The following is a 14,478-nucleotide window of genomic DNA, read 5'->3' as shown; positions in this document are numbered from 1 at the left end:
CGCCGTGACAGGACGGCGGACGGGTGGCAGGATCGCGGCCATGCCTCACGTACCGCCCCGGATCAGCAGGCGCCACGCCCTGCGGGCCCTGGTGGCCGTACTCGCCCTGCTCGGCGTCCTGGTCTGGTGGCTGAAACCCTTCGGGGAGCCGGAGCTCAAGGGGGAGCTGACCTTCAGCACGGGCGTCAGGACCGGGGTCTACCACCGGTACGGAGAGCTGCTGGAGCAGCAGCTGCGGCAGGACATGCCCGGGGTGGAGGTGCGGCTGGAGACCAGCGAGGGCTCGCAGCAGAACCTGCAGCGGCTGGCCGCCGGGGAGGCGGACTTCACGGTGGCGACGGCGGACGCGGTGGCCAAGTACCGGCAGGACGGCAAGCCCGGCGCCGACTCGCTGCGCGGGGTCGCCCGGCTCTACGACGACTACGTGCAGCTGGTGGTGCCGGCCGGGTCCCCGGTGCAGTCGGCGCGGGACCTGCGGGGCAAGCGGGTGGCGATCGGACAGCCGGGATCCGGGGTGCGGCTCATCTCGGAGCGGCTGCTGACGGCTGCCGGGCTGGACCCGGTGCGGGACGTCACCCCGGTGTCCATCGGCATCGACACCATGCCGGCCGAGCTGGAGGCCGGGCGGATCGACGCCTTCTTCTGGTCGGGCGGACTGCCGACGAACGCGGTGCGGGAACTGTCGGAGCGGTTCGACATCAGGCTCGTGCAGCTCGGCGACCTGGTGGAGCGGCTGCAGGGAAGCGGAAGCCCGGCGCGCTACTACCGGGCGGCGGTGATGCCGCAGGACGCGTACGCGCGGGCGCGCAACACCAGCGCGGTGGCCACCCTGGCCGTGCCGAACCTGCTGGTGACCACGGAGGGCACGGACCTCGGGCTGACCGAGCAGTTCACCCGGACGGTGATCGCCAGCCGCGACGACATCGGGCGCGAGGTGCACGCCGCGCAGCTGGTGGACCTGCGGACCGCGATCTACACCGATCCCCTGGACCTGCACGAGGGCGCGCGGCGCCACTACCGCTCGGTCAAGCCGTAGCGGTCGGCGTTCCGGCCTGGGGCAGCAGCATGGTCGCCGCGGCGGCCGCGCCGATCAGGCCCGCGTGCGTGCCCAGGCTCGCCGGGACCACCTTCAGGCCCTGGACGAAGGACAGCGTGGCGTAGTCGGCGAGATGGCCGCGGATCGGGGCGAAGAGGGTTTCGCCGGAGGCGGCGACACCGCCGCCGATCACCGCGATGTCCGTCTCGACGAGGGTCGCCGTGGCCGCGATGGCCGCCGCCAGGGCGCGGCCCGCCCGGTCGAAGGCGGCCAGCGCGACCGCGTCCCCGGCCTCGGCGGCGGCGGCCACGCCGGCCGCCGTGGCGTCGCCGCCGGGCTCCGCCGGGGTCCAGCCCCGGGCGCGGGCCCAGCCGGCGATGGCGGTGCCGGAGGCGATGGACTCGACGCAGCCCCGGCTGCCGCAGACGCAGGGGTCGCCGTCGAAGGCCACGGTGATGTGGCCGATGTGGCCTGCGTTGCCAGTGGGACCGGGGTGGAGCTGGTTGTTCAGGATGAGGCCGCCTCCGACCCCGGTGGAGACCACCATGCACAGGGCGTTCGCGTGGCCCCGGGCCGCGCCCAGCCAGTGTTCCGCCGCGGTCATCGCCACGCCGTCACCGGCCAGTACGGCGGGGACGGCGGCTCCGCGTGCCGCGAGCTCCTCCGTGATCCGGTCGAGGACCGGGAACTCCCGCCACGCCCCGATGTTGACCGGGCTGACCGTGCCCCGGGAGGAGTCCACCGGGCCGGCGCTGCCGATCCCGCAGCGGACGGCGGAGGGCCACAGCGGGGAGCCGGACAAGTCGGCGATGACCTCGGTGACCGCCGCCATCACGGTGTCCGCGTCCCGGGAGGGCGGGGTGGGACGGCGGGTCGTGGCCGTCATCGTGCCGTCGGGGTGCACGAGCGCCCCGGCGATCTTGGTCCCGCCGATGTCGATCGCCACCGTGAGGCCTGCGGCCGAGGCGCCGGCGCGCGGCGTGGGGAACGGGGCGGTGGGAGTGGTCACGGTGGCGGCTCCAGGCAAGGGGTCAGGATTCAGTATGCGCCGCCGGCGGCGCCGTACTCTCGCGGGGCTCCAGCCGCGGCTGCTCGCTCGTGCGCACCGCGGGGGGCCGTCCCGCGAGGACGGCGAGGAGTTCCTGGGCGGCGAGCCGGCCGAAGCCGGCGGTGTCCCGGACGAGGGCGGTGAGCCGGGGGTGGGTGACCCGGCACAGTGCGGAGTCGTCCCAGGCCACCAGGGAGAGCCGGCCGGGCACGGCGATGCCGAGCTCGGCGGCGACCGCGATCCCGGCGACGGCCATCACGTCGTTGTCGTAGACGAGCGCGGTGGGGGGCTCCGGCTCGGCGAGGACCCTGCGGGTGGCCGCCGCGCCCTCGGCGTCGGAGTAGTCGGTGACGACCGAGCGCACCCGGTCGGGGCCGAGCCCCCGGCGGGCGGCCTCGGTGCGCAGCGCCTCGATGCGGCGGGCCGTGTGGGCGAGGTCGGGGAGCCCGGCGATGTGAACGATGCGGCGGTGGCCGAGCCCGTGGAGGTGGTCCAGGATCCGGGTCATCGCCCCGGCGTCGTCGGCCCGGACCGAGGAGACGGCGGCTTCGGCCCGGGAGGGGTTCCCCTCGCCGACCATGACGGCGGGCAGGGCCAGCTCCCCGAGCAGTGCGGGGCGCGGGTCGCGGGTACGGGGGTCGACGACGAGGACGCCGTCGACCCGCCGCTCGGCCCACCAGCGGCGGTAGACGGCGCACTCGGCGTCGATGTCCTCGACGACCTGGAACAGCAGCGCGGTCCGGGCGGCGGAGAGGACCTCCTGGATGCCGGAGACGAGCTGGAGGAAGAAGGATTCGACGCCGAGCGTGTGCGCGGGGCGCGCGAGGACCAGTCCGACGGCTCCGGAGCGTTCGCCGGACAGGGCCCGGGCGGCGCTGTTGGCCTGCCAGCCGAGCTCTTCGGCGACGCGGCGGATGCGGGCACGGGTGTCGTCGGAGACGCCCGGCCGGCCGTTGAGCGCGAAGGAGACGGCGCTCTGCGACACCCCGGCGCGGCGGGCGATGTCCTTGATGGTGGGTCTGCGGGCCATGCCTGCCTCGTCCTTCGGTGACCGGCGGAATACCGCTGTCACATTCCGCGCGCCGCAACGGGGAAAGTCGCGGCTAAAGCGCATTAGTTCCCCCAGGGTCGGATGACCGAAACCCTTGTGTCAACAGGGCTGAAGCGCATAAGTACCGGCTTTCGACGCCCTGTTGACTTTCCCGGTCCGCCCCGGCAGGTTGTGGCCCGCCCGGTGAATTCCTCAGGACTCCAGGGACGCCCAGTGCACGAAGACGCGCTCCGTTTCGGTGCCAACTACACGCCCTCCCGGGGCTGGTTCCACCACTGGCTGGACTTCGACCTCGACGAGGTCAGGGCGGATCTCGACTCGCTCGCCGCACTCGGGCTGGACCACGTCCGCGTGTTTCCCCTGTGGCCGGTGTTCCAGCCGAACCGGACGCTGATCCGGCCGCGCGCCGTGGAGCAGCTCGTCGCGCTCGCCGACGCGGCCGCCGAACGCGGCCTCGACGTCGCGGTGGACGGGCTCCAGGGACACCTGTCGAGCTTCGACTTCCTGCCCGCCTGGACCAGGACCTGGCACCGGCGCAGCCTGTTCGCCGACCGGCAGGTCGTCTCCGGCCAGGCGGAGTACCTGCGCACGCTGGCCGCCGCCCTCGCGGACCGGCCCAACTTCCTGGGCATGACCGTCGGCAACGAGATCAACCAGTTCTCCGACGACCCCCACCCCGACCCCGACCGGATCACCCCGCGGCAGGCCGCGCGCTGGCTGGAGCGGATGCTCGCCGCCTGCGAGGAGGGCGCGCCCGGGCGGTTCCACGTGCACGCCGAGTACGACGCCGCCTGGTACCGCGACGGGCACCCCTTCACCGTCGCCCAGGCCGCGCGGCTGGGCGCGGCCACCGCAGTGCACTCCTGGGTGTTCAACGGCACCGCCCAGCGCCACGGCCCGGCGGGGACGGCCACCGAGCAGCACGCCGCGTACCTGATCGAGCTGTCCAAGGCCTGGGCGCTCGACCCGCACCGCCCGGTGTGGCTCCAGGAGGTCGGCTCCCCCGCCCCGCTGATCGGGGCCGAGCGGGCGGCCGCGTTCACCGAAGCCACTGTGGCGGGCGCCCTGGACTGCCCGGACCTGTGGGGCGTGACCTGGTGGTGCTCGCACGACGTCTCCCGGGAGCTCGCGGACTTCCCCGAGCTGGAGTACGGCCTCGGCCTGCTCACCAACGACCGCCGCACCAAGCCCGCCGGGGCCGCCCTCGCCCGGATCGCCGCGCGGTGGCGGGGGCGCGCGCACCGTCCCGCCGTACGGTCCACCGCGCTGGTGGTGGACGTCGGCGGGGCGGACGCGGCTCCGCGGCGCTCGGTGTGCGCGCCCGGCGGCGCGTTCTTCGAGGCGTGGGCGGCGCTCACCGCGCAGGGGGTCCGGCCGGCGGTGGTGCTGGCCGAACTCGCCGCGGACCCCGCGCACCTGTCCTCGCGCGGCATCACCGAGGTGTTGCGCGTCCCCGAACCGACCTGACCGTGACGCCCCTGCGGAGGAGCCGCCATGTCCGAGAGCGATGCCTTGAGACGCGCCGCACTACGGCGCGACGCGTCACGGCGCGATGCGTTACAGCGCGAGGAATCACCACCGGCCCGGCGCACGGTCCTGGCAGCCGGGGCGGGAGCCCTCGCCCTCGCGGCCGGATCCGCTCCGGCTGCGGCCGCCGCCGCAGGGGCCCCGGGCGCCACGGCCGCCACGCCCGCCCCCGTCGACCTGGCCCCGTACGCCTCCTACTGGTTCCCCGACTCCCTCCCCGAAGGCTCCCCCGGCCCCGGGATCGTCTGGCGCTCGCTCAAGCAGTGGACCCCGCAGAGCGACCCCGATCTCGCCCACAACACCGCCACCGTCCCGCTCGCGCCGCGCTTCACCCCGGTCCCGCCGCACCGCGGCGCCCGCGCCGGCCAGGCCCGGATCGCCTCCCTCGTCTCCTTCGGCCCCACCGCGCGGAACCCCTCGCAGGGCTCGGCCACCGCCGACTCCTACGCGCTGACGCACTGGGCGTACATCGACGAACTGGTGTTCTGGGGCGGCTCCGCCGGCGAGGGCATCGTCCTCGCCCCGAACGCCCCCGTGGTCGACGCGGCCCACCGCAACGGGGTCCGGGTGCTGGGCAACGTGTTCCTGCCCCCGGCGGCCTACGGCGGCGACCTCCGGTGGACCCGCGACCTGGTCCAGCGGGACCCCCTCGGCCGCTTCCCGATCGCCGAGCAGCTGGTGCGGGTGGCTTCGGCGTACGGCTTCGACGGCTGGTTCGTCAACGCCGAGACCGAGGGCGGGGACAGCGAAATCGCCACGCTCATGCGGCGGTTCCTGCGCGCCCTGCGGGCTGCCGGTGAGCCGCACGGGCTGCGCATCACGTGGTACGACGCGATGAACACCACCGGCCGGGTCGGCTGGCAGGGCGCGCTCAACGAGCTCAACCAGGAGTTCTTCGAGGACCGCGCCGGCAAGGTCGCGGACACCATGTTCGTGGACTTCCGCTGGACCCCGCAGAGCCTGGCCGACTCCGGCGCGCTCGCCGACCGCCTGGGCCGCTCCCGCCACGAGCTGTGGGCGGCGGTGGACACCGAGTCCCACGGCTGGGACTCCGCCGTCCGCTGGGACGCGATCATCCCGCGCGAGCGCGACCACGTCGTCAGCTACGGCTTCTACCGGCCGGAATGGACCCTGAGCCACCTCACCGACCGCTCCCCCGGCGCCTTCCACCGCGCCGACGACCGGTTCTGGACGGGCAGGTCCCTCGATCCGTCCCGCCCGGACCCCGAGGACCCCTGGCGCGCCCCGGCCACGGCCGTGGCCGACCGGTCCACGGTCGCCTCGCTGCCGTTCGCCTGTTCCTTCAACACCGGGCACGGGGAGCGCTGGTACGAGGAGGGCGAGGTCGCCTCCGAGGCTCCGTGGAGCCACCTCGGGCTCCAGGACCGGCTGCCGGGACGCCGCTGGGCCGTGGACACCGCCGGGCCTCAGCCCGCGGTGACCCTGGACTTCGCGCGGGCCTGGCGCGGCGGCTCCAGCCTGCTCGTCGCCGGCCCCCTCACCGCCCCGGCCGCCGTCGGGCTGCACGCGACCCGCCTTGCGCTGACCCGGTCCACGGTCCTGGAGCTGGTGCACGCCACCGAGGCGGGGCCGGTCGCCGTGGAGGTCGGGGTGGCCACCCGCGAGCCCGCCGCCCCGGGCGAACCCGTGCCGTACACCTGGCTCCGGGCACGGACCCTCGGCGCGGGGCGGGCCTGGCGCCGGACGCGGGTCGGGCTCTCGGCACTGGCGGGGAGGACGGCGTACGGACTTGCCGTACGGATCACGGGAATCGGGAAGGAAGCCGTGGAGTGGCGGCTCGGGGCCTTGTCGGTACGCGACACCGCCGCCGGCCGGCGCCCGGCGCCTCCCGCCGCCCTGACCGTGGACGCCGCGGCCCGCCACGAGGACCGGGCACGGCTGCGCCTGTCGTGGCGCCGGGCGGCCGGGCCTATCCGGCAGTACACGGTGTCCCGGGTACTGCCCGAGGGCACCCGGCGCTTCCTCGGGGGCACCTGCGGCACCGCCCTCTACCTGCCCGCCGTCCAGCGGGCCGGCCGGGAGCGGGCCACGGTCCTCGAGGTGCGGGCCGTGGACGAGCTGTATGCGGCCTCCCTCCCGGCCCGCACCACCCTGACCTGGTAGAAGCGCAGGTCAGGGGGTGTGCGGTGCGGTGCGCGGCACCGTCACCGTCACCCGCAGGCCGTGCGGCGGGTTCGTCTCGTACGAGAGGGACCCGCCGCCCGCGGCGAGCAGCGCCCGGGAGATCGACAGGCCGAGCCCGGACCCCTTGACGTTCTGGTGCCGGCCGCTGCGCCAGAACCGGTCGCCGATGCGGAGCAGCTCGTCCTCGGTGAGGCCGGGGCCGCGGTCGGCGACGGCCACGCGCACGGTGCGTTCGCGGACCGAGACCGAGACCTCGACTTCCTCCCCCTCGGGGGTGAACTTCAGGGCGTTGTCGATGACGGCGTCGAGCGCGCTGGACAGCGCGATGGGGTCGGCCCAGCCCGTGACGGCGGAGCGGCCCGTGCCGATGAGCCGTACGCCCTTCTCCTCGGCGTACGGGCTCCAGGCAGCGACCCGTTCGGCGGTCAGCGCGCCGATGTCGGTGAGGCTGATCTCGGCGGAGGCGTGCTCGGCCAGCGCCAGGTCCAGCAGGTCGTCCAGGACCTGGGTCAGGCGCTTGCCCTCGGTGCGCACGGAGGCGATCTCCTCGTTTCCCTCGGGGAGTTCGAGGGCGAGCAGCTCGATCCGCAGGAGCAGCGCGGCGAGCGGGTTGCGCAGCTGGTGGGAGGCGTCGGCGACGAACGCCCGCTGCTGCTCCAGCACCTCTTCGACGTTGTCGGCCATCTCGTTGAACGAGCGGGCCAGGCGTTGGAGTTCCGGAGGGCCGCCGGCGGCCGCGACGCGCGAGTTCATCCGCCCGGTGGCGATGCCGTGGGCGGCCGCGTCCAGGGTCTGCACGGGCTTGAGGACCCAACTGGTGAGCCGCAGGGCGGCGCCGAAGGCGACCAGCATGGCGGCGGCGAGCCCGCTCGCGATGAGCAGCCAGCCCCGCAGGATCCGGCCGCGCATCTGGTCGGTGGGCGATTCGGTGGCGACGACGGCGACCACGTCCCCGTCGAGGACCACCGGAGAGGCGACGAGGAGTCTGGCGTCCGTCTGCCAGGGCCACACCTGGCCCGGGTCGTGGCTGCGCCGCCCGGCCAGTGCCTCCTTGAAGGCCTCGCGGCCCTCTCCGGACTCGGGGAGCTGCCACCAGCCGGGGGCCCGGGCCATGGCGTTGTCGTCGCGGTAGAAGATGCCGACACGGATGCCGTACACGTCCTGGTAGCGGGCGAGTTCGTGCTGGAGGGTCGCGATGCGCTCGTCGGCGCCGCTGGATCCGGCGCCCTCGGCGTCGATGACGAACTGGGCCAGGGCGGCGAAGCGGGCACTGTCGTCGATCCGGTCGACGACCACCCGCTGCTGCTGTCCGGCGGCCAGGCTCACGGCGAGCGGGAAGCCGAGCGCGAGGAGCGTGCCCGCCATCAGGACGACGAGCAGCGGGAGGAGCCTGGCGCGCACGGAGCGGGTTCCTTAGGGGCTGGTGGGGGCGACGAGCCGGTAGCCCACCCCGCGGACGGTCTCGATGAGGGCGGGCATGCGCAGCTTGGAGCGCAGCGAGGCGACGTGGACCTCGAGGGTGCGGCCCGTGCCCTCCCAGCTGGTGCGCCACACCTCGCTGATGATCTGCTCGCGGCGGAAGACGACCCCGGGCCGCTGCGCGAGGAGCGCCAGCAGGTCGAACTCCTTGCGGGTGAGCGGCACGTCGGCGCCGTCGACGCTGACCCGGCGGGTGGGCAGCTCGATGCTGACGGAGCCGAGCCGGACCGTGGTGGGCGTCCCGGTGCCGGTGGCGGCGGCTTCTTCGGAGGCGCCGGTGCGCCGGGCGACCGCGTGGATGCGGGCCAGGAGTTCGCCGGTGTCGTAGGGCTTGACGACGTAGTCGTCGGCGCCCATGTTCAGGCCGTGGATGCGGGAGCGCACGTCGGCCCGCGCGGTCACCATGATGACCGGCGTGGCGGTGCGCTTGCGGATCTTGCCGCACACCTCGTAGCCGTCCTGGTCGGGCAGCCCGAGGTCGAGCAGGACGACGCCGAAGGGCGGGGCTCCGGCGGGCAGCAGGGCCTGGAGGGCCTCCTCGCCGCTGCGGGCGTGGGTGACCTGGAAGCCGTGCCGGGCGAGGATCGCGGACAGGGCGGCGGCGACGTGGTCGTCGTCCTCGACGAGCAGCAGTCTCATGTCGTCCCCCGCTCCGTTCTCTCGGTCTTGGGCTCCCGTTCAGGGCCACCTTGCATCCATGCTGATGCGGAGTCCCACGTCAAGGGGGTTCCGGCTCGGCGCGCCTTCCGTTATGCACCCGGTACGAGCAGATCGCGGGGGCGCACGGAGCGTATCCGGGCGAGGCCCGATCGTTATGCTCAATTCTCCCTCAGATGTGGTGACGGTGTGGACGCATCGTCACTACTGTCCTCCCAACCGAGGAGGACGGAGCAAGAAGCCGATGAGCGGAGTATCAGTGACCAAGGACGTGCAGGACGCGGCCGGCGCCGCGGACGACCTGGTCGTACTGAGCAACGTCAACAAGCACTTCGGCGCGCTGCACGTGCTTCAGGACATCGATCTGAGCATTGCCCGCGGTGAGGTCGTCGTGGTGATCGGTCCTTCGGGATCGGGCAAGTCCACGCTGTGCCGGACCATCAACCGGCTGGAGACCATCGACTCGGGCACCATCACGCTCGACGGCAAGGAGCTGCCCTCGGAGGGCAGGGAACTCGCCCGGCTGCGCGCCGACGTCGGCATGGTGTTCCAGTCGTTCAACCTCTTCGCGCACAAGACGGTGCTCCAGAACGTGATGCTGGGCCAGCTCAAGGTCCGCAAGACGGACCAGGCGGCCGCCCACGCCAAGGCGGTGGCCCTGTTGGACCGGGTGGGCGTCGGCTCGCAGGCCGACAAGTACCCGGCGCAGCTCTCCGGCGGCCAGCAGCAGCGTGTGGCGATCGCCCGCGCGCTGGCCATGGAGCCGAAGGTGATGCTCTTCGACGAGCCGACCTCGGCGCTCGACCCGGAGATGATCAACGAGGTGCTGGAGGTCATGCAGCAGCTCGCCCGGGAGGGGATGACCATGGTGGTGGTCACGCACGAGATGGGCTTCGCCCGCTCCGCGGCCAACCGGGTCGTCTTCATGGCCGACGGCAAGATCGTCGAAGAGGCCACGCCCGAGCAGTTCTTCAGCAACCCGCGCAGCGACCGGGCGAAGGACTTCCTGTCGAAGATCCTGCACCACTGAGGTTCCGGGTCTGGTAGTCATCCGGTGACGGACCACCGGTGGGCGGCTCGCGCTGCCCGCGTATGGGCCGTATGCGTCGCTCGTCGTTCAACAACGTCTCATCCGAGGGAAGTTCACCATGAAGATCTCCAAGGCCGTTGCGGCCGCGGCCGCAGCCGTCGCTCTCGCCCTGACCGCGACCGCCTGTGGCGGCGGCAGCGACAAGGGTGCCAGTGACGGCGGTGCGTCCGGTGACGCCAAGAACAAGATCGTCATCGGCATCAAGTTCGACCAGCCGGGTCTGGGCCTCAAGACCCCGGACGGCAAGTACACGGGCTTCGACGTCGACGTCGCGACGTACGTGGCCAAGGAGCTGGGCTACCAGCCGGACCAGATCGAGTGGAAGCAGGCGGTCAGCGCCGAGCGCGAGAACCTGATCTCCAACGGCGACGTGAAGCTGGTCGTGGCGAGCTACACGATCAACGACAAGCGCAAGGAGAAGGTCGACTTCGCCGGCCCGTACTTCCTCGCGCACCAGGACCTGCTGGTCCGCGCCGACGACACCTCGATCACCAAGGCCGAGGACCTGAACAAGAAGAAGCTCTGCTCGGTCACCGGCTCCACGTCGGCGCAGAACGTCAAGACCAAGCTGGCCCCGGAGGCCGACCTGCTCGAGCAGGGTGGGTACTCCGACTGCCTGACCGGCCTGGAGAACAAGAAGGTCGACGCCCTCACCACGGACAACTCGATCCTGGCGGGCTACGCGGCGCAGGACAACAACAAGGGCAAGTTCAAGCTGGTCGGGCTGAGCCTGAGCAACGAGCCCTACGGCATCGGTCTGAAGAAGGGCGACAAGGACCTCCAGACCAAGGTCAACGCCGCGCTGAAGAAGATGGTCGCGGACGGCGCCTGGGAGGCGGCCGTGCAGAAGAACTTCGGTCCGGCCAACTACAAGAGCGAGCCTGCCCCGCAGATCACCGAAGGCAGCTGATTCATCGGTGAGGAGCGTCGCCGCCCGCCTGTCACGGGCGGCGGCGCACCTCACCGGCCATCCTGGGGAGAGCGCAGGGCATCGTGTTCGATTTTCTTGATTCCGGGCAGTACGACGTGCTCGGAGCCTTCTGGGTGACGGTTCAGCTCACCCTCTACTCGGCGGCCGGATCCCTGATCTGGGGCACCGCCCTCGCCGGGATGCGGGTCAGCCCGGTCCCGCTGCTGCGGGCCTTCGGCACCGCATACGTCAACCTGGTGCGCAACACGCCGCTGACCGTGCTGATCATCGCCTGCTCGCTGGGCCTCAGCCAGACCCTCGGCATCGAGCTGGGCGGCGACACCTTCAAGGAGACGGGCTTCCGGCTCGCGGTCCTCGGACTGACGGCCTACACCGGAACCTTCGTCTGCGAGGCGATCCGCTCGGGCATCAACACCGTGCCGGTCGGGCAGGCAGAGGCAGCCCGTGCGCTCGGGCTGAGCTTCTTCCAGGTGCTCACCCTGATCGTGCTCCCCCAGGCCTTCCGGGCGGTCGTGGCACCGCTCACCAACGTACTGATCGCCCTCACCAAGAACACCACGGTGGCGGCGACCATCGGCGTGGCCGAAGCGGCCCTGCTGATGAAGGAAATGCTGGAGAACGAGGCGGACGCGCTCTTCGCGGTGTTCGGGGTCTTTGCCCTGGGCTTCGTCCTGCTGACCCTGCCCACCGGCCTGCTGCTGGGCTGGGTGGCCAAGCGAGTGGCGGTGAAGCGATGACCTCCGTGCTGTACGACACCCCGGGCCCCAAGGCCAAGGCACGCAACTGGATCTACAGCGGCATCTTCGTCGTGCTGTTCGGGCTCGCCCTGTGGTGGGTGCTGTCCCTGATGGCCGAGAAGGGCCAGCTCGACGCCGACAAGTGGACCCCCTTCGTCACCGACGGCCAGATCTGGACCACCTTCCTGATCCCCGGCCTGCTGGAGACGCTGAAGGCCGGTGCGATCGCCATGGTGATCGCGCTCCCGCTGGGCGCCCTGCTGGGCATCGGCCGACTCTCCGACCACGCGTGGGTGCGCGGGCCGGTCGGCGCGGTCGTGGAGTTCTTCCGTGCCATTCCGGTACTGATCCTGATGGTGTTCGGCAGCCAGCTGTACGTGCAGTTCACCGACATCCCCTCGGAGCACCGGCCGCTCTACGCCGTTGTCACGGGCCTGGTCCTCTACAACGCCGCCGTCATCGCCGAGATCGTCCGGGCGGGCGTACTGTCCCTGCCCCGCGGCCAGACCGACGCGGCCAAGGCGATCGGCATGCGCAAGGGCCAGACCATGGCCTACGTGCTGATCCCGCAGGCCGTCACGGCGATGCTGCCCGCCCTGGTCAGCCAGCTCGTGGTGATCCTCAAGGACACCGCGCTCGGCGGGTCCCTGCTCGGTCTCGGCGAGCTGCTGTCCATGAACCGGCAGATCTCCGCGAACTACAGCAACACCATCGCGACCCTCGTCGTGATCGCGCTGATCTACATCGTCGTGAACTTCGCCCTCACCTCGTTCGCCTCCTGGCTCGAAGGCCGGCTGAGGAAGTCCACGAAGGGCACCGGCGCGGTCGTCGCGGGTGACGTGGCCGAGGTCGACGCGGGCGGCGCGACCGGCGTGGGCAAGGCTCCCTGACACCCGGTCAGTACACTGGCGCGAAACGTGTGGTGCGGCGGAACTCTTTCCGCCGCACCACACGGCGTTGCCACGACCGGCGTCACTTGACGCAGGCACCTCCAGTGGGTTGCATACGTTCTGTGATCACATACCGGACATCGGGAGCCGCGCCATGGACCCGGTGATCGTCGTCGGCGCGGGGCTCGTCGGGCTGTCCCTGTCCCTCGCCCTGGCCGGCCAGGGCGTGCCCACCGTCGTGCTCGACGAAGGGCCGGGCAAGGACGAACCCCGACCGGCCCGTACCGTCGTCCTGCACGCCGACACGGCCGCCATGGCGCACCGGCTGGGCTGTGCGACGCTGCGCGACGAGGGAGCCTACTTCGCCGCCTGGCGCACCATGCGGCGCAGCCGGCCCGCGCAGCGGATCACCTTCGACGACGGTCCCGCCCCGCTGCACCTGCCGCAGCACGCCCTGGCGCGCGGGCTGCGCGACGCCGCCGGCGCGCACCCGCTCGTACAGCTGATCACCGACAGCCGGCTGGACTCCCTGGAGCAGGACGACCGCGGGGTCACCGCGCACACCCGGGGCGCCGAGACCACGTGGTGGCGCGGGAGCTACCTGGTCGGCTGCGACGGCGCCCGCTCCACCGTGCGCAAACTCCTCGGCATCCGCTTCCCGGGCCGCACCGCCGTCGAACGGCACGCCGTGGCCGCCCTGCGTACCGAACTGCCCTGGCCGGGCGAGGCGTTGCTGCACCGCAACCCGCCGCAGGAGGTCCTCTGCCGGCCGCTGCCCGACGGGGTGTGGCGGCTGGACTGGCTGCTCCCGGCCCGCGGGGAGCTCGTGACCCCCGACGCGCTGGTGACCCTCGTACGGGACACCCTCGGGGTGTGGTGCGGGGGCACGACTCCCCCGTACGACCTCCTCGACACCGGGGTCCACACGCTGCACCACCGCCTCGCGCGCCGCTGGCGCGACGGCCGGGCCTTCCTCGCCGGGGACGCCGCCCATCTGCTGGGCGCCCTCGGCACCCAGGGGGTCGAGGAGGGGCTCCGGGACGCGGAGAACCTCGCGTGGAAGCTGTCCCTGGCCTGGCACCAGGGGGCCTCCGAGGCGCTGCTCGACAGCTACGAGGGGGAGCGGCGCAAGGCGGTGGCCGCACGGCTGCGCGCCGCAGACCAGGCGATGCCGGCGCTGCGTGCCGGGGGCACCCTGCGCACGTACCTGCCCGGTTCGGCGCGGTCCGCCGAATCGCTCCTGGCCGACGGCCACCTGGGGCGGGGGCCGTTGGGCGCGGCGCCGTCCTACGCGCCGCCGGTGGCCGTACGGGAGGTCCCGACGGCCACGGAACCGGGCGGGCCGGTGGCGAACGTACCGGTGACCGCCCCCGACGGGGCGACCGTGCCGCTGCGCGACCTGCTGGGGCAGGGCCGGCTGCTGGTGGTGCTGGTCGCGCCGGGCACCGGGGTCTGGGACCGGCGCCACTGGCTCGGCGCCGGGCTGATGCCCCGTCTCGCGGCCGCGGTGAGCGCGCTGCCCGTGCGTACCGATCTGCTCGTCGCGGACCGCTATCCGGGCGCCCCGGCGCACACGGTGCTCCTGGTCCGGCCGGACGGACACCTGGCGGCGACTTTCGCGGGGGTGCGCCCGGCGGAGCTGTACGAGGCGGCGGACGCGGTCCGGGCGGGCGCGCCCGCCTCCGGGGTGCCTGCGCCTTCGGCCGCCACGCCCCCGATCGCGGTGATCGATTGACCGGCTCGTGGCGCTCGTGGTTCACTCGCCGACATGACCGGCAATGACGTACGCCTGTGGCGGAGGGTCCATATGGACCTGCTCCGCTACGCGGGCTGCGTGTGTCGCCCTTCCTGCTGATTCGCCCTTTCCTCCGCGCGCCCCGTGCCGAT

General features: G+C 72.9%; 13 protein-coding genes. 9 read left to right on the top strand and 4 right to left on the bottom strand.

Annotation, left to right across the window (positions count from 1 at the left end; translation table 11 throughout):
- Positions 1–40: 40 nt before the first annotated feature.
- Positions 41–1,036 (top strand): TAXI family TRAP transporter solute-binding subunit, encoded by a 996-nt coding sequence (locus tag BGK67_RS25445; protein ID WP_069922250.1) that lies wholly within the window; start codon positions 41–43, stop codon positions 1,034–1,036.
- On the opposite strand, the gene BGK67_RS25440 is transcribed toward BGK67_RS25445, so the two are convergent.
- Positions 1,026–2,045 carry an ROK family protein gene (locus BGK67_RS25440; protein ID WP_432215479.1) on the bottom strand — a complete coding sequence of 340 codons (1,020 nt, stop codon included), beginning with the start codon at positions 2,043–2,045 and terminating at the stop codon, positions 1,026–1,028. The two genes, BGK67_RS25445 and BGK67_RS25440, sit on opposite strands and share 11 nt — an antisense overlap.
- Before the next feature lie 22 nt (positions 2,046–2,067).
- The gene (locus BGK67_RS25435) at positions 2,068–3,114 is read right to left on the bottom strand and encodes a LacI family DNA-binding transcriptional regulator (protein WP_069922249.1); all 1,047 of its coding nucleotides are present in this window, start codon (positions 3,112–3,114) and stop codon (positions 2,068–2,070) included.
- 234 nt (positions 3,115–3,348) lie between these two features.
- Here BGK67_RS25435 and BGK67_RS25430 point away from each other — a divergent pair, with 234 nt between their 5' ends.
- Positions 3,349–4,602, top strand: a complete 1,254-nt coding sequence (locus tag BGK67_RS25430) for a glycoside hydrolase 5 family protein (RefSeq protein WP_069922248.1) — start codon at positions 3,349–3,351, stop codon at positions 4,600–4,602.
- A 27-nt stretch (positions 4,603–4,629) separates the two neighbouring features.
- Positions 4,630–6,786 (top strand): endo-beta-N-acetylglucosaminidase, encoded by a 2,157-nt coding sequence (locus BGK67_RS25425; protein ID WP_079154364.1) that lies wholly within the window; start codon positions 4,630–4,632, stop codon positions 6,784–6,786.
- A gap of 9 nt (positions 6,787–6,795) precedes the next feature.
- Here BGK67_RS25425 and BGK67_RS25420 read toward each other — a convergent pair whose 3' ends face one another.
- Complete coding sequence (locus BGK67_RS25420; protein ID WP_069922247.1) at positions 6,796–8,208, bottom strand: sensor histidine kinase; 1,413 nt, start codon at positions 8,206–8,208, stop codon at positions 6,796–6,798.
- Between the two features lie 12 nt (positions 8,209–8,220).
- Positions 8,221–8,925 carry a response regulator transcription factor gene (locus BGK67_RS25415; RefSeq protein WP_069922246.1) on the bottom strand — a complete coding sequence of 235 codons (705 nt, stop codon included), beginning with the start codon at positions 8,923–8,925 and terminating at the stop codon, positions 8,221–8,223.
- Positions 8,926–9,187: 262 nt separating this feature from the next.
- Between BGK67_RS25415 and BGK67_RS25410 the strand changes: the two genes are divergently transcribed.
- The 6 genes from BGK67_RS25410 to BGK67_RS40975 all read left to right on the top strand — a co-directional run bounded on the left by BGK67_RS25410 (position 9,188) and on the right by BGK67_RS40975 (position 14,446).
- Positions 9,188–9,973, top strand: a complete 786-nt coding sequence (locus BGK67_RS25410; protein WP_069922245.1) for an amino acid ABC transporter ATP-binding protein — start codon at positions 9,188–9,190, stop codon at positions 9,971–9,973.
- Between the two features lie 118 nt (positions 9,974–10,091).
- The gene (locus BGK67_RS25405; RefSeq protein WP_069922244.1) at positions 10,092–10,943 is read left to right on the top strand and encodes a glutamate ABC transporter substrate-binding protein; all 852 of its coding nucleotides are present in this window, start codon (positions 10,092–10,094) and stop codon (positions 10,941–10,943) included.
- An 83-nt stretch (positions 10,944–11,026) separates the two neighbouring features.
- On the top strand, positions 11,027–11,701 hold the full coding sequence (locus BGK67_RS25400; RefSeq protein ID WP_069922243.1) for an amino acid ABC transporter permease: 675 nt from the start codon (positions 11,027–11,029) through the stop codon (positions 11,699–11,701).
- Positions 11,698–12,591, top strand: a complete 894-nt coding sequence (locus BGK67_RS25395) for an amino acid ABC transporter permease (protein WP_069922242.1) — start codon at positions 11,698–11,700, stop codon at positions 12,589–12,591. Before BGK67_RS25400 ends, BGK67_RS25395 begins: the two co-directional genes overlap by 4 nt.
- A 154-nt stretch (positions 12,592–12,745) precedes the next feature.
- Positions 12,746–14,326, top strand: a complete 1,581-nt coding sequence (locus BGK67_RS25390) for an FAD-dependent monooxygenase (RefSeq protein ID WP_069922241.1) — start codon at positions 12,746–12,748, stop codon at positions 14,324–14,326.
- A gap of 33 nt (positions 14,327–14,359) precedes the next feature.
- Positions 14,360–14,446 carry a putative leader peptide gene (locus BGK67_RS40975; protein WP_311318651.1) on the top strand — a complete coding sequence of 29 codons (87 nt, stop codon included), beginning with the start codon at positions 14,360–14,362 and terminating at the stop codon, positions 14,444–14,446.
- The last annotated feature ends 32 nt before the right edge of the window (positions 14,447–14,478 follow it).

The sequence above is a fragment of the Streptomyces subrutilus genome (genome assembly GCF_001746425.1).
In the GTDB taxonomy this organism is placed as follows: Bacteria; Actinomycetota; Actinomycetes; order Streptomycetales; family Streptomycetaceae; genus Streptomyces; species Streptomyces subrutilus_A.
This window is presented reverse-complemented; position numbering and strand designations above follow the sequence as displayed.